The organism is Flavobacterium gillisiae (assembly GCF_900107635.1).
Lineage (GTDB): Bacteria > Bacteroidota > Bacteroidia > Flavobacteriales > Flavobacteriaceae > Flavobacterium > Flavobacterium gillisiae.
Genome location: NZ_FNRD01000001.1, coordinates 152,471 through 173,290, shown reverse-complemented (window position 1 = coordinate 173,290; position 20,820 = coordinate 152,471). Strand labels below are relative to the sequence as shown.

Here is a 20,820-nt window from a genome sequence, read left to right as displayed (position 1 = left end):
ACTTACAGATAGAAATTAGAATGAAGAATTTATATTTTTTTTAAACTAATCTTAACATTAAATGATACTGACAGATAATTCCTAAATAAAAGGTACTTTTTCGAATTAACACACAGCTATCTTAATCCTTTTCTAATAATCAAAATACCAATTAAAAACGTCAGCGCGTAATCCCAATGTAAACCAATTGGTACTCTCACTGAATGTAGTTGCCGTATTCTTTGTAGGGTCAAAACTTCTGTAAATATAACTACCAAAAATCTTTAAATTAGTAGTCGGATTTACTAAATATCCCCCTTGAATATCTGCAATAAAAAGAGACGTTTTATTCCCTTGCCCCACTTTTACACCACTATTAAATGGTCGCTTTAAATCATAATCTTTATAAATATTCCCACCGTAATTAAAGCTGTCTTCAGTCGTGTCAAAATCCAAGCCGCGAGTTCCAGCAGTAATTTTCGCATCAGCAAAATACCTGCCTTTATGGTAGCGCGCGATGGCAATAAACTCCTTAAAGTTACCACCCCATTGATGTCCGATACTTTGATTATTGTGTCCGTAATTTGTAATAGGCTCACTATGAGAATACATATAAGGACGCACATGGTTGTACTCTAATTGCAATAATAAATTATCAACCTGGAATGCATTATAATACTTAACACCCAATTGATAGCCATATTTATTTTTCCAACTGTTATCGCCACTTTTAATATCTCCCAAAGAAAATTCATCTAACAAAAATTGACCATAAACATTGACTTTATCGCTCCACTTATACTTAAATGTTAGTCCTAATAGCGCATTTCCAGTTCTCGCCGAAGAGGCAAACTCAACTGATCTGTAAAATATAATTGGATTGACGAAACTGGCATCAAACCCTCTGTCATTTGTATTGGTCCATATAACTGACTCAAAGAAACCAAGATTCAATCTATTGGAAATATTCCAACTTAAATAATGATTTGCCATAAACTTAGTCGCATAGGTTCTCTCGAGAGTAACTTCGGGACGAACGTCTTTTAACCACATGTATGTATTCGTATATTTTATTTTCCAAAAATTAGTATTAATTTTAAAATAAGGATACGGACTTGCCCCATCACTTTCCATCAATGAACGGTATCCATCTCCAATAAAATTCCTTCCATATCCTAATTGCAAATCAATATGCTTGCTTGCAGAAAATGTCAAATTAGCTTCCGCCAAAGGAAAATCATACGAATCAGTTTTAAAATTCTTCGCAATTCCCATCCCAGGAATAATTGCGGGATTCCCCCCTGCCGGTTTTATCGATTCAGCATACCGATTAAAATAATCAGCAAAACGTCCCTGACTTTCAAATACAGTGGTCGAAAAATTCAGTTTATCACCAAGACCTCCCCTAAAATTAATCGCGCGGGTATTGACATACGTATAAGAAACATCACTATTAGAAGCTTTACCTACCTGTAAGTCCAATATTGGGTTTAAAGACAACCAGTAGCCGTCTCCCTGAATTTCAACCGTGTTTTCATTCCACAACTTTTTAGCCCACCAACCAGAAACATTCTTTTTTAGCTTTTCATTTACCCCTTTAATATCATAATATTTTGATACCTCAGCGTAAGTATACGGTTTTGAGGCTGTGTGATTATTACTCCCTACACGATTTAACGCTCCATCAAATTGCGCATAATAACTATGTGAAAAAGGAATATTTAAATGACTATCATACTCCGGATTATTGTATTTCTTATAAACAATACTATCTAATTCCGTTAATTGCTTTGTACTACTTTTTATTATCTCAGCACGAGCTAATGCCTCTGAAGCTCTTGTTTCAGCGCTTTTCAATGGAATTGATATCGTGATATTGTATTTTGAATAAACCGAAGTACCATTATACGTTGATGCAGTAATTTTAGGAAACTTGGTAAAAACTCTCTTTGCTTCCTTTATTAATTCCTCATCAATTGCATTTACATAGATGACTTTAAAAACACCGGTTGCATCTACTTCAAAAAGCACTTTTACATTTCCTTCAAAATTGTTTTGCACAAGGTTTTCGGGAACAACAAAATTTTGAAAAACAAAATCCTGAACTTCATTATAAAAACAACTTTCCAATTCCTTATTTTCCAAATTTTCACAACGTGGAAAAATAGGAAATCGCTCAGGAGAAAAATTTGACTCTAATAAATCTCGGTCTTGCGAATAAGTAATAAAAGAAAGAAATGATAAAAACAAAGTTAGCAAACCCTTTTTCATATTGATTTTGATTGTAAAATTAGTATCCAATGTTTGTGTTTTCTCCGTTTGAAATAGCTTTTGCCCCAGATGTTCCTATTCGTTTCACTCCTAACTTAATCATTGCCAACGCCTCATCATATGTCCTAACTCCTCCAGCTGCTTTTACAGGAAGCGGTGTCGCATTTTCTAACATCAAAATAATTGACGGAATGGTAGCACCATTAGGCAAACCGTTTTCAGTTTTATAAAACCCAGTTGACGACTTCACAAATACAGAAGCAAAATGCACCTCCTTAAAATTTGAAACTACAACATTTTTAATCAAAGCTGTCAATTGTATAATTTGCTTGTCATTTAGAGCGGCAACTTCAATAATCCATTTTACAACTTTATTGTTTTCAATACCAAGTTGTGTTCCTTTCAATATCTCTTCTTTAACCAAATCAATATTGCCATTTTTAAATGCCTCATAATTACAGACAAAGTCCAAATCATCAGCTCCGTCCTGAATTGCCTTTTCTGCTTCAACTAATTTACCCGCAATAACCGACCTCCCCTCGGGAAAATCAATAACGGTTCCAATTTGTAAATTCGAACCAGCATCAGAAACCATTTGACTCGCTAACAAAACCATATTAGGACGAATCATGATCAACTTAAATCCCTCATCGATAGCTTCCTGAATAAAACTCTTAACTATTTTGACATTACTAGCTTCATCAAGTCCTGCCTGTTCCGCAGTTTTCAAATATGTCGAATCTAAGTATTTTTTGATATTCATTCTTCTATTAATTTAGCGTTAAGTGATAACTTGATAGGCTACAAAAATACATATTAAATTGGCATTAGTTTTATAGAAACAGCTACTTTTAAAAGTAAAACCGCCCGCTATCCCTCGTATTTTTAGACTTACAAAATCATTATCAAATAAAACTACTCAAATCTGATGAAAATTAAATTATAAAGCAAAAAGAATTACCGCTTTAAAACAAAAAATCCCACCTAGGTGGGATTATACTATTTGTATCAAATTTTACTTAGACGCCTATTTTTAAAATATAAAATAACTGAAAAGACGGCTAACGATGCTCCAACCATATTGGCTAGGACATCCAATGCATCCTCTTTTCTAGTTGTAGTGTATTGTCCTTGCAAAATTTCTATTGTAACTCCAAAAAGGACAGAGAACAAAAACGAAATAATATAAGGCTTGTAACTATCCGGATCTTTAATTTGTGTTTTAAAAAACAAAATCCAAAGCGAGGTGAATACAAAATGAAAGAAAGCATGAACTACTTTATCTAGATTTTCAATATTGACTGCCGGAATCTTGTCAGACTGAACTAAGCACAGAAAAAGAACCACGCCAGTCCACAATAAAGCAATCCAAAACACTATTCGTTTAAGCACCTATAAGTTCTTTGTAAGCGTCACTTGTAAGCAACGAATCATAATCCGCAACATCTGAAACTTTAATTTTTATCATCCAACCAGCGCCATAAGGATCTGCATTTACAGCTTCTGGAGTACTTTCTAAAGCATCATTGAATTCTACAATTTCTCCCGCTAATGGCAAGAACAAATCAGATACTGTTTTAACAGCCTCTACAGTACCAAAAACCTCATCTTTGTCTAAAGTCTGATCTAAAGTTTCCACTTCAACATAAACGATATCCCCTAATTCCTTTTGAGCAAAATGCGTGATTCCTACAGTTGCTACATCACCTTCTAAACTAACCCATTCGTGATCTTTAGTATACTTTAAATCTGCTGGTATATTCATAATAAATACGTATTGATAATTGATAATTGAATTATTGTTACGCAAATGTAACAATCTTCTATTTAAATATAGTTTAGATTTTAATAAATTAATTCCCAAAATTATATCGAAGTGTAAATCCGGATCTAATATTTGTAAGAGGGAACGACGTCGATATTACTGCTTTTGAAAAGGAATGGTCATAATAGAAAATAGCCGTCAGGTTTTTACTGAACGCATAATCTGCCGTCAATTTTAAAGACCAGATGTTTTGTCCTCCGGCTAATTGATTATTATCGTAATCTAAATACCTTACTATCGTTTGGTTATTACGATAAGAGAAATCTGCTTTCATATTGATATCCCCCTTAATTATACCTGAAGGATTATCTGCTAATCTGGAAGTAAAAATCACATCCTTAAATCGATACCCTAAACCAACTACGTATTCTATCCCTTTCACTTCTGTCAGTAAATTATTGTCAAAACTCATTGACAACGCTCTGTCTTTCTTGATCTCAGTAAGGATTTTTAATGAACTTTTTAGTTCAAAATCCATTCGAATAAGCGGACTGAATTGCTCTACTAAATTGACATTAGACATGATCGTTTTATTAAAAAAGTTACCGCTAGCGTCAACACCGCCTGGTGTTTTATCATAATCAAAATTAGAACGATACTGATTAATGGTATAGGAAGCCCTGTAATTATGTTGCAGAGAGAAACGTTTAAAATTTCTTTTGAACAAATCATAACGCATCAGCCCACTATATTTTACCGCCCAGTTAGGAATAGGTACACTTCTAAAAATCCCTGTAGAAACACCTGAAGCATCACTTCCTGAATAAGCTGCCATAAAAGCAGGCAATAATACAGCCTGATTATTTTTACCATATCCTAACGGATATCCATCTGAATCAAGATTACTAGGATTAGTAACATCTATACCACGCTCAGCAGCCAGTCTATTTGCTATTACAAGTCTGTTAGCCCTAAAGTCATCAAATGCTGCTGAAGAATTTTCATCGCTTGTTGAAAACGATGTTTTTATCAGCACCGTAGATATTGAAAAAAGTCCGTATGTGTAAGGCGAAAGTGAGTAATACTGACCATCTAATACATTATATTGTTCAGAGAAATTCTCTGAATAAGATCTATCAGCCGCTAAGTCAATTTTTAAGTCTGGAAACAAATCCACATTTGCCGTTGCCTTAAACATCTTATTAGTTACCTGTGTAAAATTTTGATTGAACTCTTGATAACTAGTTAACCACCCATTTTTAGCAGCTTCAAATCGTACGTCATCCTGGCTTCCAAAGGTAAATCCTAGAGACGGTCTTGAAGACCCCAAAAACCCAACACTTGGCGTATATCCTGGTAAAACTGTACCACTATTTTCCGTATAATTAACCTGAATATTTTTCACACTGGTCAAGACTCCCAGTAAACCATTAACAAATTCATTGTCTTTAGCTTGAGGTTTTGCATTTGTATTCACCACTTTCTGTCCTGGTTTTGGCGCAGGAGCATTCTGTTTATTTGTTGATTTAGTAGAATTTTTCGTCAATCCCAAATACTTATAAAGCATGTCCATATTAAAACTCGTATTCAAGTTATTTGAACGTGCGTTCTGAACAGTGTTCCCCAAATCTGGAATACCAACATCCTCTAACTGAGAAAATGCATTTGATGATTTTTGCCAACTATAGTCACCCGTATAGGAATAATTAGCTTTCACAAAGCTAAATAATGGAATTTTATTAATTGGGATCTCATAATTTAAAACCAACTGTTGCATGTGTTGGTTTGGGCTTCCAATATCCCAGTAACTATCCCAAATCGTAAAACTATCGATAGGCTCATTATCCTCATTTAAATAGTTTTTCACAATATTACTCGACGAAGCAGTATAGCTCAATTTTAAGGATTTTGTTAGATTAAAATTAAATCCATATTGGTAGTTAAAGCCAAAATTTCTTCTATACAAAGGATCAAGACCTATTCCCGCAACGTCAACCTGTCTAAATTGCTGACGGTTGTATTGGCGGTTAATATTGGTATTAAACGATATATTAGAAGGCAAATAATTAAAATTAAAATCACTCAGCAGTTTCCAATAGCTGCTTTTTTTCATAAATTCTGTCTTCTTAAACGGCTCAATTGGTTTTGGCTGAAAGCTGTAAGCATAATCAACCGATGAGTTGACTTGCTGATCTATATAATCTTCGATCTCATAATCATGTCGTTCCACTTTGTTATACGATTGAGAAAAAGTAAAGTTTTCTGCATCATAGACATGTTGCTTTTGCTCTGGGCTTCTTTGCTTTCTAACTCCAATAAAGTTGATACTCATTCGTTTTGTATAATCTATCGCTCTACTTGAAATATTGTCTTTTTCAGCAGAATCAGTCGTATTATCCAATAACTGTTTTAGTTTTATATCCTGATTAAAAGGATCATATTCCGGAGTAATCGTCTCTTCGCCAATAGCGTAATTAAACGGTAAATTAACTCCCCATTTTTGAGGTAATAATTTACCCAAATTAACATTTGTTACGATGTTGTATTGTTGAATATCTTCACGACTTCTTTCGTTTGGTCCTTGTTCCAAAGCACCAAAACCAATTGTACTTTTCTTTCCTGTAGCAGAAATTGTGGCAAAATCAGCAAGATTAGAATCTACGTTTAACACGGCTGCCATTCCTCCCTGATTATCCATATCTGCTAAGCGAAGTTCGTTGAACCAAACTTCTCCTTTAAGGTCCTGATGCGTTTCGTTGCTTTTTACACCCACCATCAAAGTTCTAACTAATCCAAAATTAGGATTTCCTTTGATTCCTAATCTCAGCTTATTTGATTTACTACCTAAAGCAGGATTTAGTTCATCCTCATTCTGATAATAAATCCCATCCAAAGGCAGCGTGCTTAAATCAACACTCATCGCCATTATTTTCAATTGAGTCAATAATGCTAATGACAAGTCGATTTCATTTTCTTCTGGCCATACTTCCTCAGCACTCAAAGGAGAACAATTTGCCGTCGACGATGCGGAAGGCACGGTCACTTTCAAAGGAATTTCGATTTGGTAAAAATTCTGCGTAAAATCATTTCCAAAACGAATAAACCCTACCATTTGATCATCTCTAAGTCTGTTTTCATTTGGTAATGACTCCGCATGTAAAAACATTTTCAGTTTTTTGAATTGACGCATATCAATACTTACATTTTTAAAAACTGCTCTGGAATCTCCAAGTTCTAAACCGTCACCTGCAACTCTTAACGACAATGATTGCTCGTTTTGATTGATCAGTGTATTATTATTATACAATTGCTCTCGCTGCACGCCAGGAGGCGTTACGTAATTAACAGGACATCTTTCATTATTTTCCTGAACATTTACGGCTGCTACATCAAACTCTGTATTATCATCTGCTACATTCGTATCATTGAAATCAAGTGTATTCGTATACCTTCTCCATTCCCCTCTTACTAAATCTAAGGCTCCAAAACGAACCGTTACTTCTTGATTAAAGCCGGTCATAAACATTCTCATAAAACGAATCGATCTGAAATCTGAAATGTTTCCTACTGTGTTTTGTGGTTGTGTAACAGGTATTTTAAACTGAATCCATCTTGAATCAGTTACCTCGCCATTAGCTAATGTTACCTGAGTATCTCTAATATCCGTTATATAATTTTGACCTATAACAGGATTTGGTTTTACATCGATGCTATATTCATAATAAGCATTAATAGTATTCATCGTATTATCTCTATTGATATCCTCAACATCAGGCACCGTAGACGACCCTCTGTTTGCGTTGTTAATATCTACCACCGAATTCCCTTCGACACCGTTGTAATTTTTATAACGATTCACTATACCTCCAGTGGTATTCAAATAATAAGTATAATCATCTGCAGCTGGATCAGGTTCAGAAGCAAAATTAGTATATACAGCACTTTCATTGGCATTAGACAATCCATCCAATCCTACATCCTGATTGGCTCGATTATTTGCATTAGCATCAAAAGCATAAATCAATGACTGAGAGGCAGGAACATCTCCCCAAATGGGTCTTGGGTTCACTAATATTTGATCTGGCCCAAGTCCGTTCTCATATTGTTTTCTTCCATCTTTTAAAACATCCTCGGATATCTCTCCTAAATTGAAATATAGCTTTCCTGAATTATTTTGAGGAATCGCCCCTTGTCCTACATAAGGATCCATAACCCAAAATTGAATGTATTCTACATTCCCTTGCTCAAAATTAGTAGAGTTTAACGATCGCATAATCCCTCCAAAATTTTCTGAAGGATTTGCGGCAAAATTAACGTTATTATTATAAGGTCCTCTTTCAGAAGGATAGTAGCTTAAATCCAAAGTGCTTATCACTTGTGACTGCCCTTGAGCAATATCTGTTAAAGGATAAAGCTCTTCACTATAGATTCTCCTAGTGGTATTCAATGACAAGTCGTCATTTGAAATTCCAGAAGGTTTTTGAGTATAAAATACAGGGTCAATTGAATACCAAGCTAGTTTGGATCTTTTAAAACCATAACTCAAATCATTGGCATTTGCATTAAAATCGTAAGTACTTCGAGTATTTCTGTCCGGAGTGGAAGCTAAGCTCCAAGCGTATGCAGAACGCATGTCGATCGTAGTTTGCGACCCTTCGAAATCATCTACATATATCGTAGACTCTCCTTCAAACTGATCTGCTTTTGGCGAATCTGGTTTTAAAAATGCTATTTCCCCCCTTACAGAAAGGTTTGAAGGCACATCCGTATCGACGTTTGGTAACTTGTTCACTAATCTAGTCAAAAAAGGAACTTCTGTGGAGAAATTAGTATTGAATCCAAAAATAGTGTTATTGACCGATTCCTGACCAAAACTTGATTTCTGGGTGAATGGTCTTTCAGACATTTTTAAGAAAGTACCACCAACCAAAAAGTTATCTGAAATTTTATGTTCTACATTCACTCCCATAAACCGTCTGGTCTGCTGACCGAAAATAGAATTATTTTCCAATGAAACATTAATTGGTGTATTTGAAGCCTGCAGTGAAGCATCTAAAATTTGAACTCTCCCTAATTGATAATTCACGCTGTAATCAATCCCCTCCACTAAAATTCTTCCGCCTGCAGTAACAACAACAGAACCCTGAGGCACATTGAATGCTCCAATAGGTATTCCATCACCTCCAGATGATTTATACTTTCCCCTTAAAAGAAATTTATTTTTATCACTATCCTGCAGTGCTCCCGATTGTGTGTTGCGATACATGTTTCTAAAAACATATTTCTTTTGGTTTGCATTATAAGTGCTGGCATCATCATAATTTTCTGCTGAACCCGTATTGGATAATTTCGAAAATAGTAATTCCCCAAATGGTTCCTTGGTTGTAAATATTAATCGTCCGTTTTGAGAATCAATCGTAATACCTTGCATAAAGTCAAAAAAACCATCACCACCAGTTTGCGGGTCATTGTTGTAATTCAATTTGTCTAAATTGAATACTTTCAACAAAGGAGTTTCTGCAACTCGATTATCAGCTGTTGGAGCAGAAGGAAATGGAACTGGATTTCCGGCTGCATCTTTTGCTTCTGTAATATAATTTAACGGAGATGGGTCTGTATAAAGGATATTAAACCTGAAATCTTCTTGTTTTACCTGGTAAGCTCCAGGAATCTGATAAATATTCTTCATCATCAAATTCCAAACCGGATTTTTAACATTGGTTAAATTACTTTTTAGCATTTTCAATATTAAACTTTGGGTAATAATTGCTTGATTTGAAGTTGTATTACCGGTTACAACTGTTGCGTCTATACCGTCACTTCCAAATTCCCCAACCTGGTATGCTTTGTCACCAATAGTGTATTGATATGCTACCGCTAAAACCTCGTCATTTGCTAACCTTTGTTGCAAGGAAATATATCCTAACTGAGCATTGTACGTATATTCATTAGGATTTAGCTTTCTAGCATTTTCTAATTTCGAATAATCCTGCCCTTCACTTACGGTAACGTTAAACCCTGAATTTGAAGTAACGATTTCACGAATATTTTTGTTTAACAAACCGGTTCCTGCGATAATTTGAGCAGGATCGTAATCATTATTTGCGTTATTTGAAGGAGTGTCAAAAGAGCTATTAAACATCCCTGTTGAAGGGTCTAAAACCACCACTTCATTATCAGGAATACCAGATAATTGGCCTTCCCCTAAATCTTGAAGCGCAATAATATTTCGTAAATTATTAGAAGTCGTATTTACTCGGGTTTGTTTATTAGTAACCCAAATTTCTAGCCTTGATATTTGAACTCTACTATCAATAAACGGATAGTTTTTTAATGAGGCATCGTATTTATTTCTAAAGTATTGAGATAAGAAAAAGTGCCTATCACTATCATAGTCCAAAGCAAACACATCAAAATCTTGAATTGTACCACCACCCTGCGCTACCACGCTTTTTGTTTGTGATTTTTGTTCTGAAAAAACACCCGTAACTGTAGTTTTACCAAATTGAAGTTGTGTTTTTACCCCAAACAAACTTTGCGCTCCTCTAATTAATGAGCTATTCAAAGGCATACTTACATTTCCTACTTCAATTTTTTGAATAATGTCATCTTCAGAAGGGGCGTATTCTAATTTAATTAAATTTTGAAACGCAAAAGTAGATTGCGTATCATAATTGGCATTTACATTAAGCCTTGTACCTACTTTTCCCATTAAACTCATGCTTATCCTTTGATTAAAATCAAAAGATAAATTGGATCTGTTTCTTGGTGAAAAGGAAGGATTATCTTGTTTTGTATACCGCAAACCTAAATCCATTTCTACAGAACCGGTGGGTTTAACATCGATCGTATTACTTCCAAAAATAGATTCAAAAAGATTTGAATTCACATAATATTTTGGCAGCAAATCTTTTTTCGCAGCTTCACTTCCTTCTTTTTTACCATCAATAGCATCTGTTTTTTGCTTGAAATAATCTCGCATAGATTCTTTCAGCACTAAACTCTCGTACTCTTTTGGCGTTAATATAATAGGGTAATTAATGGAAAAACCATCAACTGAATTAGTATAAATATATCTGTCGGTAACTGGGTCGTACGTATAAGCAGACAGGACACTTTGAGGATCTTTTATTTGGACTTTCCCTAGAGAAAAACCTGTTTTTGTGGTATCTTGATTTTGTTCATTTACCTGAGCCAGCGATACGGAACCACAAAATAAAACAATCAAAAAAGTACAAATTTTATGCATACAATTCGTGTTTTTTAGTTTGATTTTATAAGTTTTTTAAAGCTTTTTTAATAATAGACTCTACGGAAGCATCTGGATCCTCCTTTACTATTTTCTCTATAATTTTTTCTGAGGTTTTTCTAACAAAACCTAAAACCTCCAAAGCTGATAACGCTTCATCTCGATTTGTATTGCTTTGCGACATTGAAACTTCATCTAAATCATAGAGTTTCAATACTTTTTCTTTCAAATCAAGGATCACCCTTTGAGCAGTTTTACTCCCAATTCCCTTTATCGATTGTATCGTAACCACATCACCTGATGCAATTGCGTTTGTAATTTGTTTTGGATCTAATGAAGACAACATTGTTCTGGCTATACTGGCGCCAATGCCCGAAACCGAAAGTAACATTTTAAAAATCTCTCTTTCTGATTTTTCAACAAATCCAAATAAAGTATGCGCATCCTCTTTTATTTGGAGGTGCGTAAACAATTTTATAAAATCAGCATTTGGAAGCAAAGAATAGGTATGCAACGATATGTTCACGTGATACCCTACACCACCACAATCAATAACTACTTCTGTTGGTGTTTTTTCTACTAATTTGCCTTGTAAATGTGCTATCATTAAATTGTTTTGTATTTTAATATAAATATAGATTATTTCGAATTAAAAAAAGCACTCCGAAATGAATAAGGAGTGCTTTTCGAAATCTATTTATTTTTTTTCTTCTGTTTTTCCTGAGCATCAATAACGGCAATTGTCGCCATATTAACCATTTCTTCGACACTTGCTCCTAATTGAAAAATATGTACTGGTTTCCCCATACCCAACATAATTGGTCCAATAGAATCTACCTTATTTAATTCTTTTAATAATTTATACGTAATATTAGCAGAGTCAAGATTCGGGAAAATTAAAGTATTGACTTTTTTACCAGCAAGTTTAGAAAACGGAAACTTTTCTTTTAACATCTCAGGGTTCAAAGCAAAATCAGCCTGAACTTCTCCGTCAATAATCATGTCTGGATGATTTTTATGCAAATAAGCTACAGCTTCCCTTACTTTTGCTGCACTTACATCAGTAGAAGACCCAAAGTTTGAAAATGAAACCATCGCGATAACAGGTTCAACACCAAACATTCTGGCAGTTTTAGCAGTCATGATAGCAATTTTTGCCAAATCATCTGCAGACGGATCTATATTTATCGCAGTATCTGACAAGAACATAGGTCCACGCTTTGTCATCATCATATTTGTAGTTGCAACAATAGATGCTCCCGGTGCTTTATCAATCAGTTGCAACATAGGCTTAACTACTGATGAATAACTTCTGGAATATCCAGTAACTAAACCATCCGCTTCCCCCTCATTGACCATCATTGCTGCAAAATAATTCCTTTCACGCATTAGTTTTTGAGCATCCAACAAAGAGATACCTCTTCTTTTTCTGGCTTCCCAATACGTATTTGCAAATCTATTTCGTCTTTCGTTTTCTTCGTCAATTTTAGTATCGATAATTTCAACTTCGGTTTCAAAACCTAATTCTTTTTTTAGCTCTACTATTATTTCCATATTACCCAATAGAATAGGCTGACCGATACCTTCTTCCAAAACAATTTGGGCTGCTTTTAGCACATCTAGGTGATCCGCTTCTGCAAATATGATCTTCTTAGGATCCATTTTAGCTCTATTGGTAATCAATCGAACCATTTTATTATCGTTCCCTAATCGGTCTAAAAGCTCTTCTTCATATTTATTCCAATCCGTAATTGGATTTAAGGCAACTCCAGAGTCCATTGCTGCTTTTGCTACTGCGGGCGCAACAACACTTATCAGTCTTGGGTCAAATGGAGAAGGAATAATATAATCACGTCCGAAAATTAATTTGGTAGCACCATAAGCAATATTCACTTGCTCAGGAACATGTTCTTTTGCCAAAGCTGCAAGTGCTCTAACAGCCGCCATTTTCATTGCTTCGTTTATTTTTGTAGCACGAACATCTAATGCACCACGGAAAATATAAGGAAACCCAAGTACATTATTCACTTGGTTAGGATAATCTGATCTTCCCGTAGCCATAATAATATCAGTACGAGTAGCGATCGCTAAATGATAATCGATTTCAGGAACTGGATTTGCCATTGCAAAAACAACAGGGTTGTCTGCCATTGTCAGCAACATCTCCGCTGAAAGAACATTTCCTGCAGAAAGTCCTAAGAAAACATCTGCTCCCTTTATGGCTTCTGTTAGCGTTAGCCCTTTTATATCAGTTGCGTACCGTTGTTGTAATACTGAAATATCTGTTCTGTCTTTAGACAAAACTCCGTCTTTATCAAACATGGTAATATTAGCAGGATTAACTCCTAAAAGCACATACAAGTTAGCACACGCTAAAGCTGCAGAACCTGCACCTGAAACTACTACTTTTGCATTTTCAATTTTCTTATCTGCTAATTCAAGCGCATTTAACAAAGCTGCAGATGAAATAATTGCAGTTCCATGCTGATCATCATGCATTACCGGTATGTTAAGCTCTTCAACCAAACGTCTTTCAATTTCGAAAGATTCTGGGGCTTTAATATCTTCTAAATTTATTCCACCGAATGTAGGCGCTATTGCTTTTACTGTCTCAATGAATTTGTCAATGTCCTTAGCATCTACTTCTATATCAAAAACGTCAATATCAGCAAAGATTTTAAACAATAAGGCTTTCCCCTCCATCACTGGTTTTGAAGCTTCAGGACCTATATCTCCAAGTCCTAAAACTGCTGTTCCATTGGTAATAACCGCAACTAAATTCCCTTTAGCTGTGTATTTATATACATTATTAACATCCTTTGCTATTTCCAAACAAGGCTCAGCTACACCAGGAGTATATGCTAAAGACAAATCTCTTTGTGTTGCATATTTCTTCGTTGGAACTACTTGTATTTTACCCGGAGTTGGCTTTGCGTGATACAATAATGCCTCTCTTCTCTTGCTATTCTTATTCATTTATTTAGATTTTATTCTAGCTTACAAAGATATAAGAGTTGCTTTAAAAAGCAGACTATTCTCCTATTCTTTTATAAAAAAACAACTATCTTTTTGTAGGAAAAAAAATAGCCGCACTAATTTGCAGCTATTTAGGTTGATAATATATTTTTAATTATACTTTGGCTCCACTGATATAAGAATCCAAATGTTGAATAGTTACTTTTTGAATTTCTATAATGGATTTCACGACATCTCCAATTGAAATCACACCCAAAACCTCATTACCTTCAACGACAGGCAAGTGCCTGATTCGCTTTGTACTCATCAATTCCATACAATAATCGAGATTATCTGCTGGGTTAACCGTAATAACATTTCGCTCCATGATTTCATGCACATAAGTATCTTTGGAAGCTTTGTTTTTCAATACAATTTTTCTAGCATAATCTCTCTCAGACAATACTCCTTTTAGTAAATTGTCTTCAATTACTAAAACAGCCCCAACGTTTTTCTCTCCCATAACTTTTAAAGCTTCATAAACCGTAATGGTTGAAACTATGGAGTGCACATCATTTCCTTTAACGCTTAATATTTGATTTACAGTCATATTGAAAAATTTTAGTTGACGATAAAGTTAAAAAAAATAGCATACAAATGACAGCTTACTTATAAAAAACTAAACTTTAAACAAATCATCAGGTAAAGTAAGGACATTCAATTCGGTTTTAAAGTTATCATTCAAAATTTGCAAACCGTATTGGTATGATGCATTTACCCAACCAAATCCTTCTTTAGAAATATAATCGAATTCAGTCCCAACATTACCATATTCAGCAAAAACTTTATGCGAACTGGTTTCAAGATTGAATTTTTCAGGAATGGTTCCGTTATATTCTACCGCATTTTTTGTAATCAACCACAGCCATCTATAGATCATTTCCTGAGCTTTATCAAGATACCCATAATTAATTAAACCTTCCCATAACAACATTTGATGAGGCGCCCAACCAAAAGGATAATCCCATTGTCGTTGCGGAACATCTTCAGGAATTCCAGCAACACTTTCTTTTGTACTTCCTGTAATCCCTCCTGCTTGAATGAATTGAGGCAAGGCTATTTCTACTAATTTTTTAGCCTGATTTTCATCACATAATCCAGCCCATAGTGGAAAAAAAGTAGTTGCCGCCTCAAACGGAAATTGTTTTTTATTTACAAAATCATAATCAAAGTACATGCCCGCTGCTTCATTCCAACACAATTCATTGATTTTATTTTTACGAAAAGTCGCTTTATTCTCCCAGTCTTGTGATGCGTACGTTGTTCCCTCGACTTGAAAAGAATCCTCAAAGTAGTTTTTGATAAGATAACTGATATCCTTTTCATATTTATAAAGAAAACTATTGATATCAACCGAATTCAAATTGGCACAAATATCAATCAATCTATTGGTCGTATCATGACCACTTTCTCGCAAACTTCTATCATGAACAAAATATTCATCCAAACCCGCATCGACAATCGTTCTATTTAAATATTGCTTTTCAAATTCTCTAATTGGCAAATTATACTTAGTCGCATAAGGCGCTAAAACATCATCAAAATGCCCAGGTTCCACCTCAAAAGGCATTCCCACTCCACCCGATTTATATCTATTTAATCCCGTAGAAGTCAATCGCTCCCCTTGCACCATCCAAACGGTATTGTATTCTAGGATAACCGTTTCTAAATGCCCTCTTAACCACTCCAGATCTGGAACTTTGTTTTTTACAATATCAACTAATAACGAGGAATATAATGGTGGTTGCGTTCTTGTTAAATAATAACTTCTATTAGCATTTAAAATTTTGCCATAATGGACAATTTGATATTTAAAGTTATCTGCAATTGCCATTGTTTTTTCTAGCTGATTATCAATCAACAGCCCAACACCTATAAAATAACTATCCCAACCATACATTTCATTGAATCGTCCACCTGGAACTACAAATGGAACACCTTCTAAATTGTTTAACCTTTGTTCTAAACCTAATGCTAAAATTCCAGGTTTTGTATTTAAAGTCGCCACATATTCCTCAGTATATCCTAAAGGCAAAACTCCTACTTTAAAATTTTGAAGTTCTTTTTCTAAATCTTGAAAGTATTTCACCCCTTGTTCATCTTTGGCGGAGACATAAAGAGTTGGGATTTCATTTGTTGTTTTTTCATCTTGCAGAATTTGCATCAAGCCTTTCTCATCTATGGTTCTAGTAAGTTCGTCCCAATAATCTTCTCTTATTTTTCTTGAAATTCGATCAACTGGATCTTCTTGGATTCTCGCTAAATCAATCTCAGCAAATTCCATCTTTTTTTCTTTGAGTACAGCCAGCTCTTGAAGCAAATTAGCTAAATGATAGGTACCTTCAATTACGGTTTCTGCTTTTGTTTTTTCGTCAACTAAAACAAATCTCTTAGGTCCATTATCATCTTTAGTAATCTTTTTATCGTTATCAGTATCTTCTTGAAGTAAAAGTTCACGAAATACTTTGTCTATGTTGAGTGAAAATTTCATTTTAACTATGCTTTTAATGATTAATGACTGTTATTTTTTACCTCCAAAACTCCTGTACTATCAGCCGTTAATTTTTTTAATATAAAAAAAGAAACTAACAATAAAGACATTGGAATTAATGTGTAATAAAAAGCATTTTCGGGCCCTTCATTTTTGAACAAATAACCAATTACCCTTGAACCCAGCGTACCACCAAGTGCCGAAAAAACAACTATCAATCCTGTCATCGAACTGTGTAATTTATTAGGCAAGGCACTCAAAACAACTGAATTCAATAGCGGATAAATAGGAGCTATAAACAATCCCACTAAAGGAAAGGCAAATCCCATCAAAGGAATATCGCTTAATGAATTAATATCTTTTACTTCTAAACCTACTGTTCTTGGAAGTACAAAAACCACCAATAGCATTGCCATGATTATACAAAAAGTCAATACCCAAATCCAATTTATAGACTTAGTAATCACACCAGCAAGAAGCCTTCCAGCCGCCAATGAAATTGCCAGAATACTTGCCATCATAATACTGATATTCTCAGGAAGATGAAGCACTTTATCATTAAACGTAGGCAACCAAGTCATAATTCCTTGCTCAATCATTACAAATAGAAAAGCACTAATTACAAAAACAATTGTCAATAGTTTAGCAAACAGTTTGAACATTTGTTTAAAATCATCTAATAAATCCACCCCGGGTATTTCTGTTTGCTTTTCGAATTTGGTAAAAAACAAAAAACTAAACGACAATAGCGAAATAGCAGCTAAAAGCCAGTATACATTAAGCCAAGCATTAGGATCGGTTTCAGAATTAAAAGCGGGGAATAAAAAATAAGCCAAGGCGATTCCTATCATAAAAACACCCTCAATACTACTCATTAAACTATTGTGCTCTTTTTGATTCTCCGTAACAGTTCCTATCAGGGAATAAACAGATACTTTTATCAATGCAAAAGACACCCCAACCGTAGCAAAAAGCACTTTGGCAGCACTAAATGAATTTCCAAAATACATAGCAACACAAGCTGCCGACACTAATGCCAAGCCAATTAACATCGCCTTTTTATATCCTATTCGAGGTAAAAAAGAGGCGATTAGAAATGACACAATAGCTATAGGTAAATCTTTAAAAGCCTCCAAAATACTCGCTTGTAATTCATCAACTCCATAATTTTTTTGCGCCTTTAAAATGACAATCCCCACACTATTGAGTAGAATAGCAAAAACAAAGTAGTTGAGATACATTGCGAGCTTAATGGTACTTTTTTTCATTTATTTAATTTTTTAAGTATTAGGTATTCATGGATATCAATCCCTCCCGCAGTCTAAAATACATCTTGAAGTTTTACGACTGCTAATTTTTGGATTACATTATGATATTAAAAAATCATTTTTTTTGTAGCTCCTTTATCTATGTGATCTATTGTAAAACGATAGGTTTTAAGGTCAGCTTTTAAATGCGCTACTGATTTATTGTTTGTCCATTTAATGTCAATTACATCATCAAAGGCATCATTAATTTCTACTGTTCCTAAAAATGCATCTGAGGTATTTCTTAAACGAATTATCTCTAGCTGCTTCTTTACAACATCTGTTTTTAATCCTTGCTCTATGTCTTGCATAGTTAATGTTGTACGGTTGATTTCCTTATGACCTGCACTACCACCGTTATCGGCTGCTTCATAATTATTTTTCCCAGCAAAAACATCTAAATACCACACTTGAGGTATTCCTGGCATAAACATTTGTATCGCTCTAGCTAGAAGTAACTTTTGCTCGTCTTCACCAAGCGCACTAAAAAATGTAGCGTTTACTTGATAATAAGAAATCTTTTTCCCTGAAGGATCATAAAGATTTTTCACGCGACCACCACGCTCCATGATTGTATTCATAATCCCTTCTATCTCGTCATCTTCTAACAAGCCCTGGTTATAAACCTCATTTACGTCTTTACCTTTTAAATCTAAAACAGGTATTCCATCATGACAACCAAGCATGTTTACTGTTTTATATCCTTTGGCGATAATTTCTTTTGCCCAACTTAATAAAGCTTTACTCGTTTTATTCTCAATAGTATGAATCGTTAAACCCGGCAAGAAAAAGTCATAAATAGTATAGCCTTCGTTAGCTACTTCATCGTGCAAATGCAAGCCATATTCTGCATGAATTTCAGGCAACAGCATCAAATCATTTTTTTGCGCAATTTGTTTAATACGTTCCAAATACTCCCAAGTACCCGGTTTATTGAAGAAATTTGATTCCCCTACTTGTTTATGTAAGTAGGCGAAAGCATCTAAGCGAAGAATGTTGCAACCATAACCACCTAGTTTTTTTAGTGTCTCTTCGTAGAAATCCCATACTAAAGGCGACGCTGCATTCACATCCATTTGTCCTAAGTAAGAACGCTTTTGTTCTACCACCTGGAGAATTTCTCCTTTTAAATGATTTGCCTCTTTAAAATCAATGGTTGTAAAATCTTGATCTTTAGCAATAGCTTCATTAATTTTTACAGTTATAAATAGACCTTGCTCTTCTGTTAAACCCTTTATATTTTGTAAATCTCCTACTGTAATGGGATTGTATGTTATTTGCTGGTAAAAGGTATTCCAATAGGGTGGTTCTGTACCATCAGGAAAACGAACCTTTAATACTGGCAAACCAGACTTTCGCATGAATAATTTATTGAGATACTCAGCTTCTGGAATTATAATACCGTCTTCATTTTTTACTCCGTTTCCTTCCCAGAATTCATTCCAATTGATAAAGAAATCTTTGAATTTAGATTCATTACCGTATTTAAGTAGATCTTTAAATTGCGGTGAAGCCACAGAAAGATGATTTAATACAATATCAAATTTAAGTTTAACATTGAGTTCTTCTAATTCAAGTAAGTCTTTTGTGTCGACTAACTCTTTATTAATATCATAATCAATAATAGAAAACCCCCTATCTAAGTCACTATTAAAAAAAGTAGGCAATACATATAGCAAAGAAAAAACATCCTTAAATTCTGTCATTTTAAGCATGTCTACTGTATCACTGAATTTTCCTCCAATACTATCTGGATACGCATTAAGCATCACACCATTAGCGATTGTTTTATTATTTTCTTGCATCGTGTTTTATAAAAGTTTAGATAGAATATTAATGTTATCTGGTAAACGCCCAACATTTTGCAGTTTTAAAGCCGCTAATTTCAAAGCGATATCCAAACACTCATTGATAGTTTTTTCCTTGATATAAGCAAATAAAAATCCGGACCAAAAAGCATCACCCGCTCCAGTAGAGTCCATTACTTTGTCAATTTTTATCGCTGGCATTTGTATGACTTCTTTTCCTTTTTGAGATAATTTCACTCCTTTACTACCCAACGTTAAGCATACCGTTTCGACACCTTGATCATGAAAAAATTGAAATATGTCTTCATGTGGTAATTCTTTTTCGAAAAGGCGAAGCATATCATCCTCACTTATTTTTATTAACGGGTTGAACTGACAATAGGTTTTGATTACCTTAAAAGCTTTCTTTTGACTTTTCCAGAGTTTTTTAGCATAATTTACATCGATACTTAATTTACATCCTAAATCATGAGCTTCCTGTGCCTTTTTTAATATTGTTTTCTGTGCAGGGTTTTTGCTTAAGGCAAAACAGGTAGTATGAAATATTTTAGTTTTAGATAATATTTCACTTGAAATTTGTTCTTCATAAATGCAACAATCTGCTTCACGAAAAGGTATAAAATCTGGTGTACCTTCAGACCTAGAAACAAAAATAACGCTTGTCGATTTATTATCCAAAGTATTAATGTGGCTTGTATTCACGCCAACTTCTGATAATTTTTCAAAAATATAGGATCCAAAACCGTCGTTACCAACCGTAGCGACCATTGTAGCATTCAAACCTAATCTTGTCGAGTTCATAGCAACATTAGTTGGCGAACCACCTAAATACCTATGGTAATCTCTAGTTTCATTAATAAGAACACCTTCTTGATGTCCAATAAAATCTATCAATACTTCGCCAACACAAAGGATATCTATATTATCCATCTTAT

Annotated in this window: 12 protein-coding genes; all 12 read right to left on the bottom strand. The window is 34.4% G+C overall.

Annotated elements, in window-relative coordinates; translation table 11 throughout:
- Positions 1–132: 132 nt before the first annotated feature.
- The 12 genes from BLV35_RS00715 to BLV35_RS00660 all read right to left on the bottom strand — a co-directional run bounded on the left by BLV35_RS00715 (position 133) and on the right by BLV35_RS00660 (position 20,815).
- Entirely contained in the window at positions 133–2,250 is a 2,118-nt protein-coding gene (locus BLV35_RS00715) for a gliding motility protein RemB (protein WP_091083247.1), read from the bottom strand.
- Between the two features lie 19 nt (positions 2,251–2,269).
- Complete coding sequence (gene deoC, locus BLV35_RS00710) at positions 2,270–3,013, bottom strand: deoxyribose-phosphate aldolase (RefSeq protein ID WP_091083243.1); 744 nt, start codon at positions 3,011–3,013, stop codon at positions 2,270–2,272.
- A 245-nt stretch (positions 3,014–3,258) separates the two neighbouring features.
- Positions 3,259–3,642: a VanZ family protein gene (locus BLV35_RS00705; protein WP_091083240.1), complete on the bottom strand. Its 384-nt coding sequence runs from the start codon at positions 3,640–3,642 to the stop codon at positions 3,259–3,261.
- On the bottom strand, positions 3,635–4,015 hold the full coding sequence (gcvH, locus tag BLV35_RS00700) for a glycine cleavage system protein GcvH (RefSeq protein ID WP_091084788.1): 381 nt from the start codon (positions 4,013–4,015) through the stop codon (positions 3,635–3,637). The genes BLV35_RS00705 and gcvH overlap by 8 nt, the downstream gene beginning before the upstream one ends.
- A gap of 88 nt (positions 4,016–4,103) precedes the next feature.
- Complete coding sequence (sov, locus tag BLV35_RS00695; protein ID WP_091083237.1) at positions 4,104–11,264, bottom strand: T9SS outer membrane translocon Sov/SprA; 7,161 nt, start codon at positions 11,262–11,264, stop codon at positions 4,104–4,106.
- Between the two features lie 25 nt (positions 11,265–11,289).
- Positions 11,290–11,871: a Holliday junction branch migration protein RuvA gene (ruvA, locus tag BLV35_RS00690; protein WP_091083233.1), complete on the bottom strand. Its 582-nt coding sequence runs from the start codon at positions 11,869–11,871 to the stop codon at positions 11,290–11,292.
- Between the two features lie 86 nt (positions 11,872–11,957).
- Positions 11,958–14,240 (bottom strand): NADP-dependent malic enzyme, encoded by a 2,283-nt coding sequence (locus tag BLV35_RS00685; RefSeq protein ID WP_091083230.1) that lies wholly within the window; start codon positions 14,238–14,240, stop codon positions 11,958–11,960.
- Between the two features lie 154 nt (positions 14,241–14,394).
- Entirely contained in the window at positions 14,395–14,829 is a 435-nt protein-coding gene (locus tag BLV35_RS00680) for a CBS domain-containing protein (protein ID WP_091083226.1), read from the bottom strand.
- Between the two features lie 69 nt (positions 14,830–14,898).
- Positions 14,899–16,770 (bottom strand): trehalase family glycosidase, encoded by a 1,872-nt coding sequence (locus BLV35_RS00675; RefSeq protein WP_091083222.1) that lies wholly within the window; start codon positions 16,768–16,770, stop codon positions 14,899–14,901.
- A gap of 20 nt (positions 16,771–16,790) precedes the next feature.
- Entirely contained in the window at positions 16,791–18,038 is a 1,248-nt protein-coding gene (locus tag BLV35_RS00670) for an MFS transporter (RefSeq protein ID WP_091083219.1), read from the bottom strand.
- 107 nt (positions 18,039–18,145) lie between these two features.
- A complete protein-coding gene (locus tag BLV35_RS00665) occupies positions 18,146–19,882 on the bottom strand; it encodes an alpha-amylase family protein (RefSeq protein WP_091083215.1) in 1,737 nt (578 codons plus the stop codon).
- A gap of 6 nt (positions 19,883–19,888) precedes the next feature.
- A complete protein-coding gene (locus BLV35_RS00660) occupies positions 19,889–20,815 on the bottom strand; it encodes a carbohydrate kinase family protein (protein ID WP_091084785.1) in 927 nt (308 codons plus the stop codon).
- Positions 20,816–20,820: the final 5 nt, after the last annotated feature.

What these genes read in the sequence shown, in the direction of transcription:
- BLV35_RS00715 (WP_091083247.1), bottom strand. Translation starts at nt 2,250, where the DNA reads ATGAAAAAGGGTTTGCTAACTTTGTTTTTATCATTTCTTTCTTTTATT.
- deoC (WP_091083243.1), bottom strand. Translation starts at nt 3,013, where the DNA reads ATGAATATCAAAAAATACTTAGATTCGACATATTTGAAAACTGCGGAA.
- gcvH (WP_091084788.1), bottom strand. Translation starts at nt 4,015, where the DNA reads ATGAATATACCAGCAGATTTAAAGTATACTAAAGATCACGAATGGGTT.
- sov (WP_091083237.1), bottom strand. Translation starts at nt 11,264, where the DNA reads ATGCATAAAATTTGTACTTTTTTGATTGTTTTATTTTGTGGTTCCGTA.
- ruvA (WP_091083233.1), bottom strand. Translation starts at nt 11,871, where the DNA reads ATGATAGCACATTTACAAGGCAAATTAGTAGAAAAAACACCAACAGAA.
- BLV35_RS00685 (WP_091083230.1), bottom strand. Translation starts at nt 14,240, where the DNA reads ATGAATAAGAATAGCAAGAGAAGAGAGGCATTATTGTATCACGCAAAG.
- BLV35_RS00680 (WP_091083226.1), bottom strand. Translation starts at nt 14,829, where the DNA reads ATGACTGTAAATCAAATATTAAGCGTTAAAGGAAATGATGTGCACTCC.
- BLV35_RS00675 (WP_091083222.1), bottom strand. Translation starts at nt 16,770, where the DNA reads ATGAAATTTTCACTCAACATAGACAAAGTATTTCGTGAACTTTTACTT.
- BLV35_RS00670 (WP_091083219.1), bottom strand. Translation starts at nt 18,038, where the DNA reads ATGAAAAAAAGTACCATTAAGCTCGCAATGTATCTCAACTACTTTGTT.
- BLV35_RS00665 (WP_091083215.1), bottom strand. Translation starts at nt 19,882, where the DNA reads ATGCAAGAAAATAATAAAACAATCGCTAATGGTGTGATGCTTAATGCG.
- BLV35_RS00660 (WP_091084785.1), bottom strand. Translation starts at nt 20,815, where the DNA reads ATGGATAATATAGATATCCTTTGTGTTGGCGAAGTATTGATAGATTTT.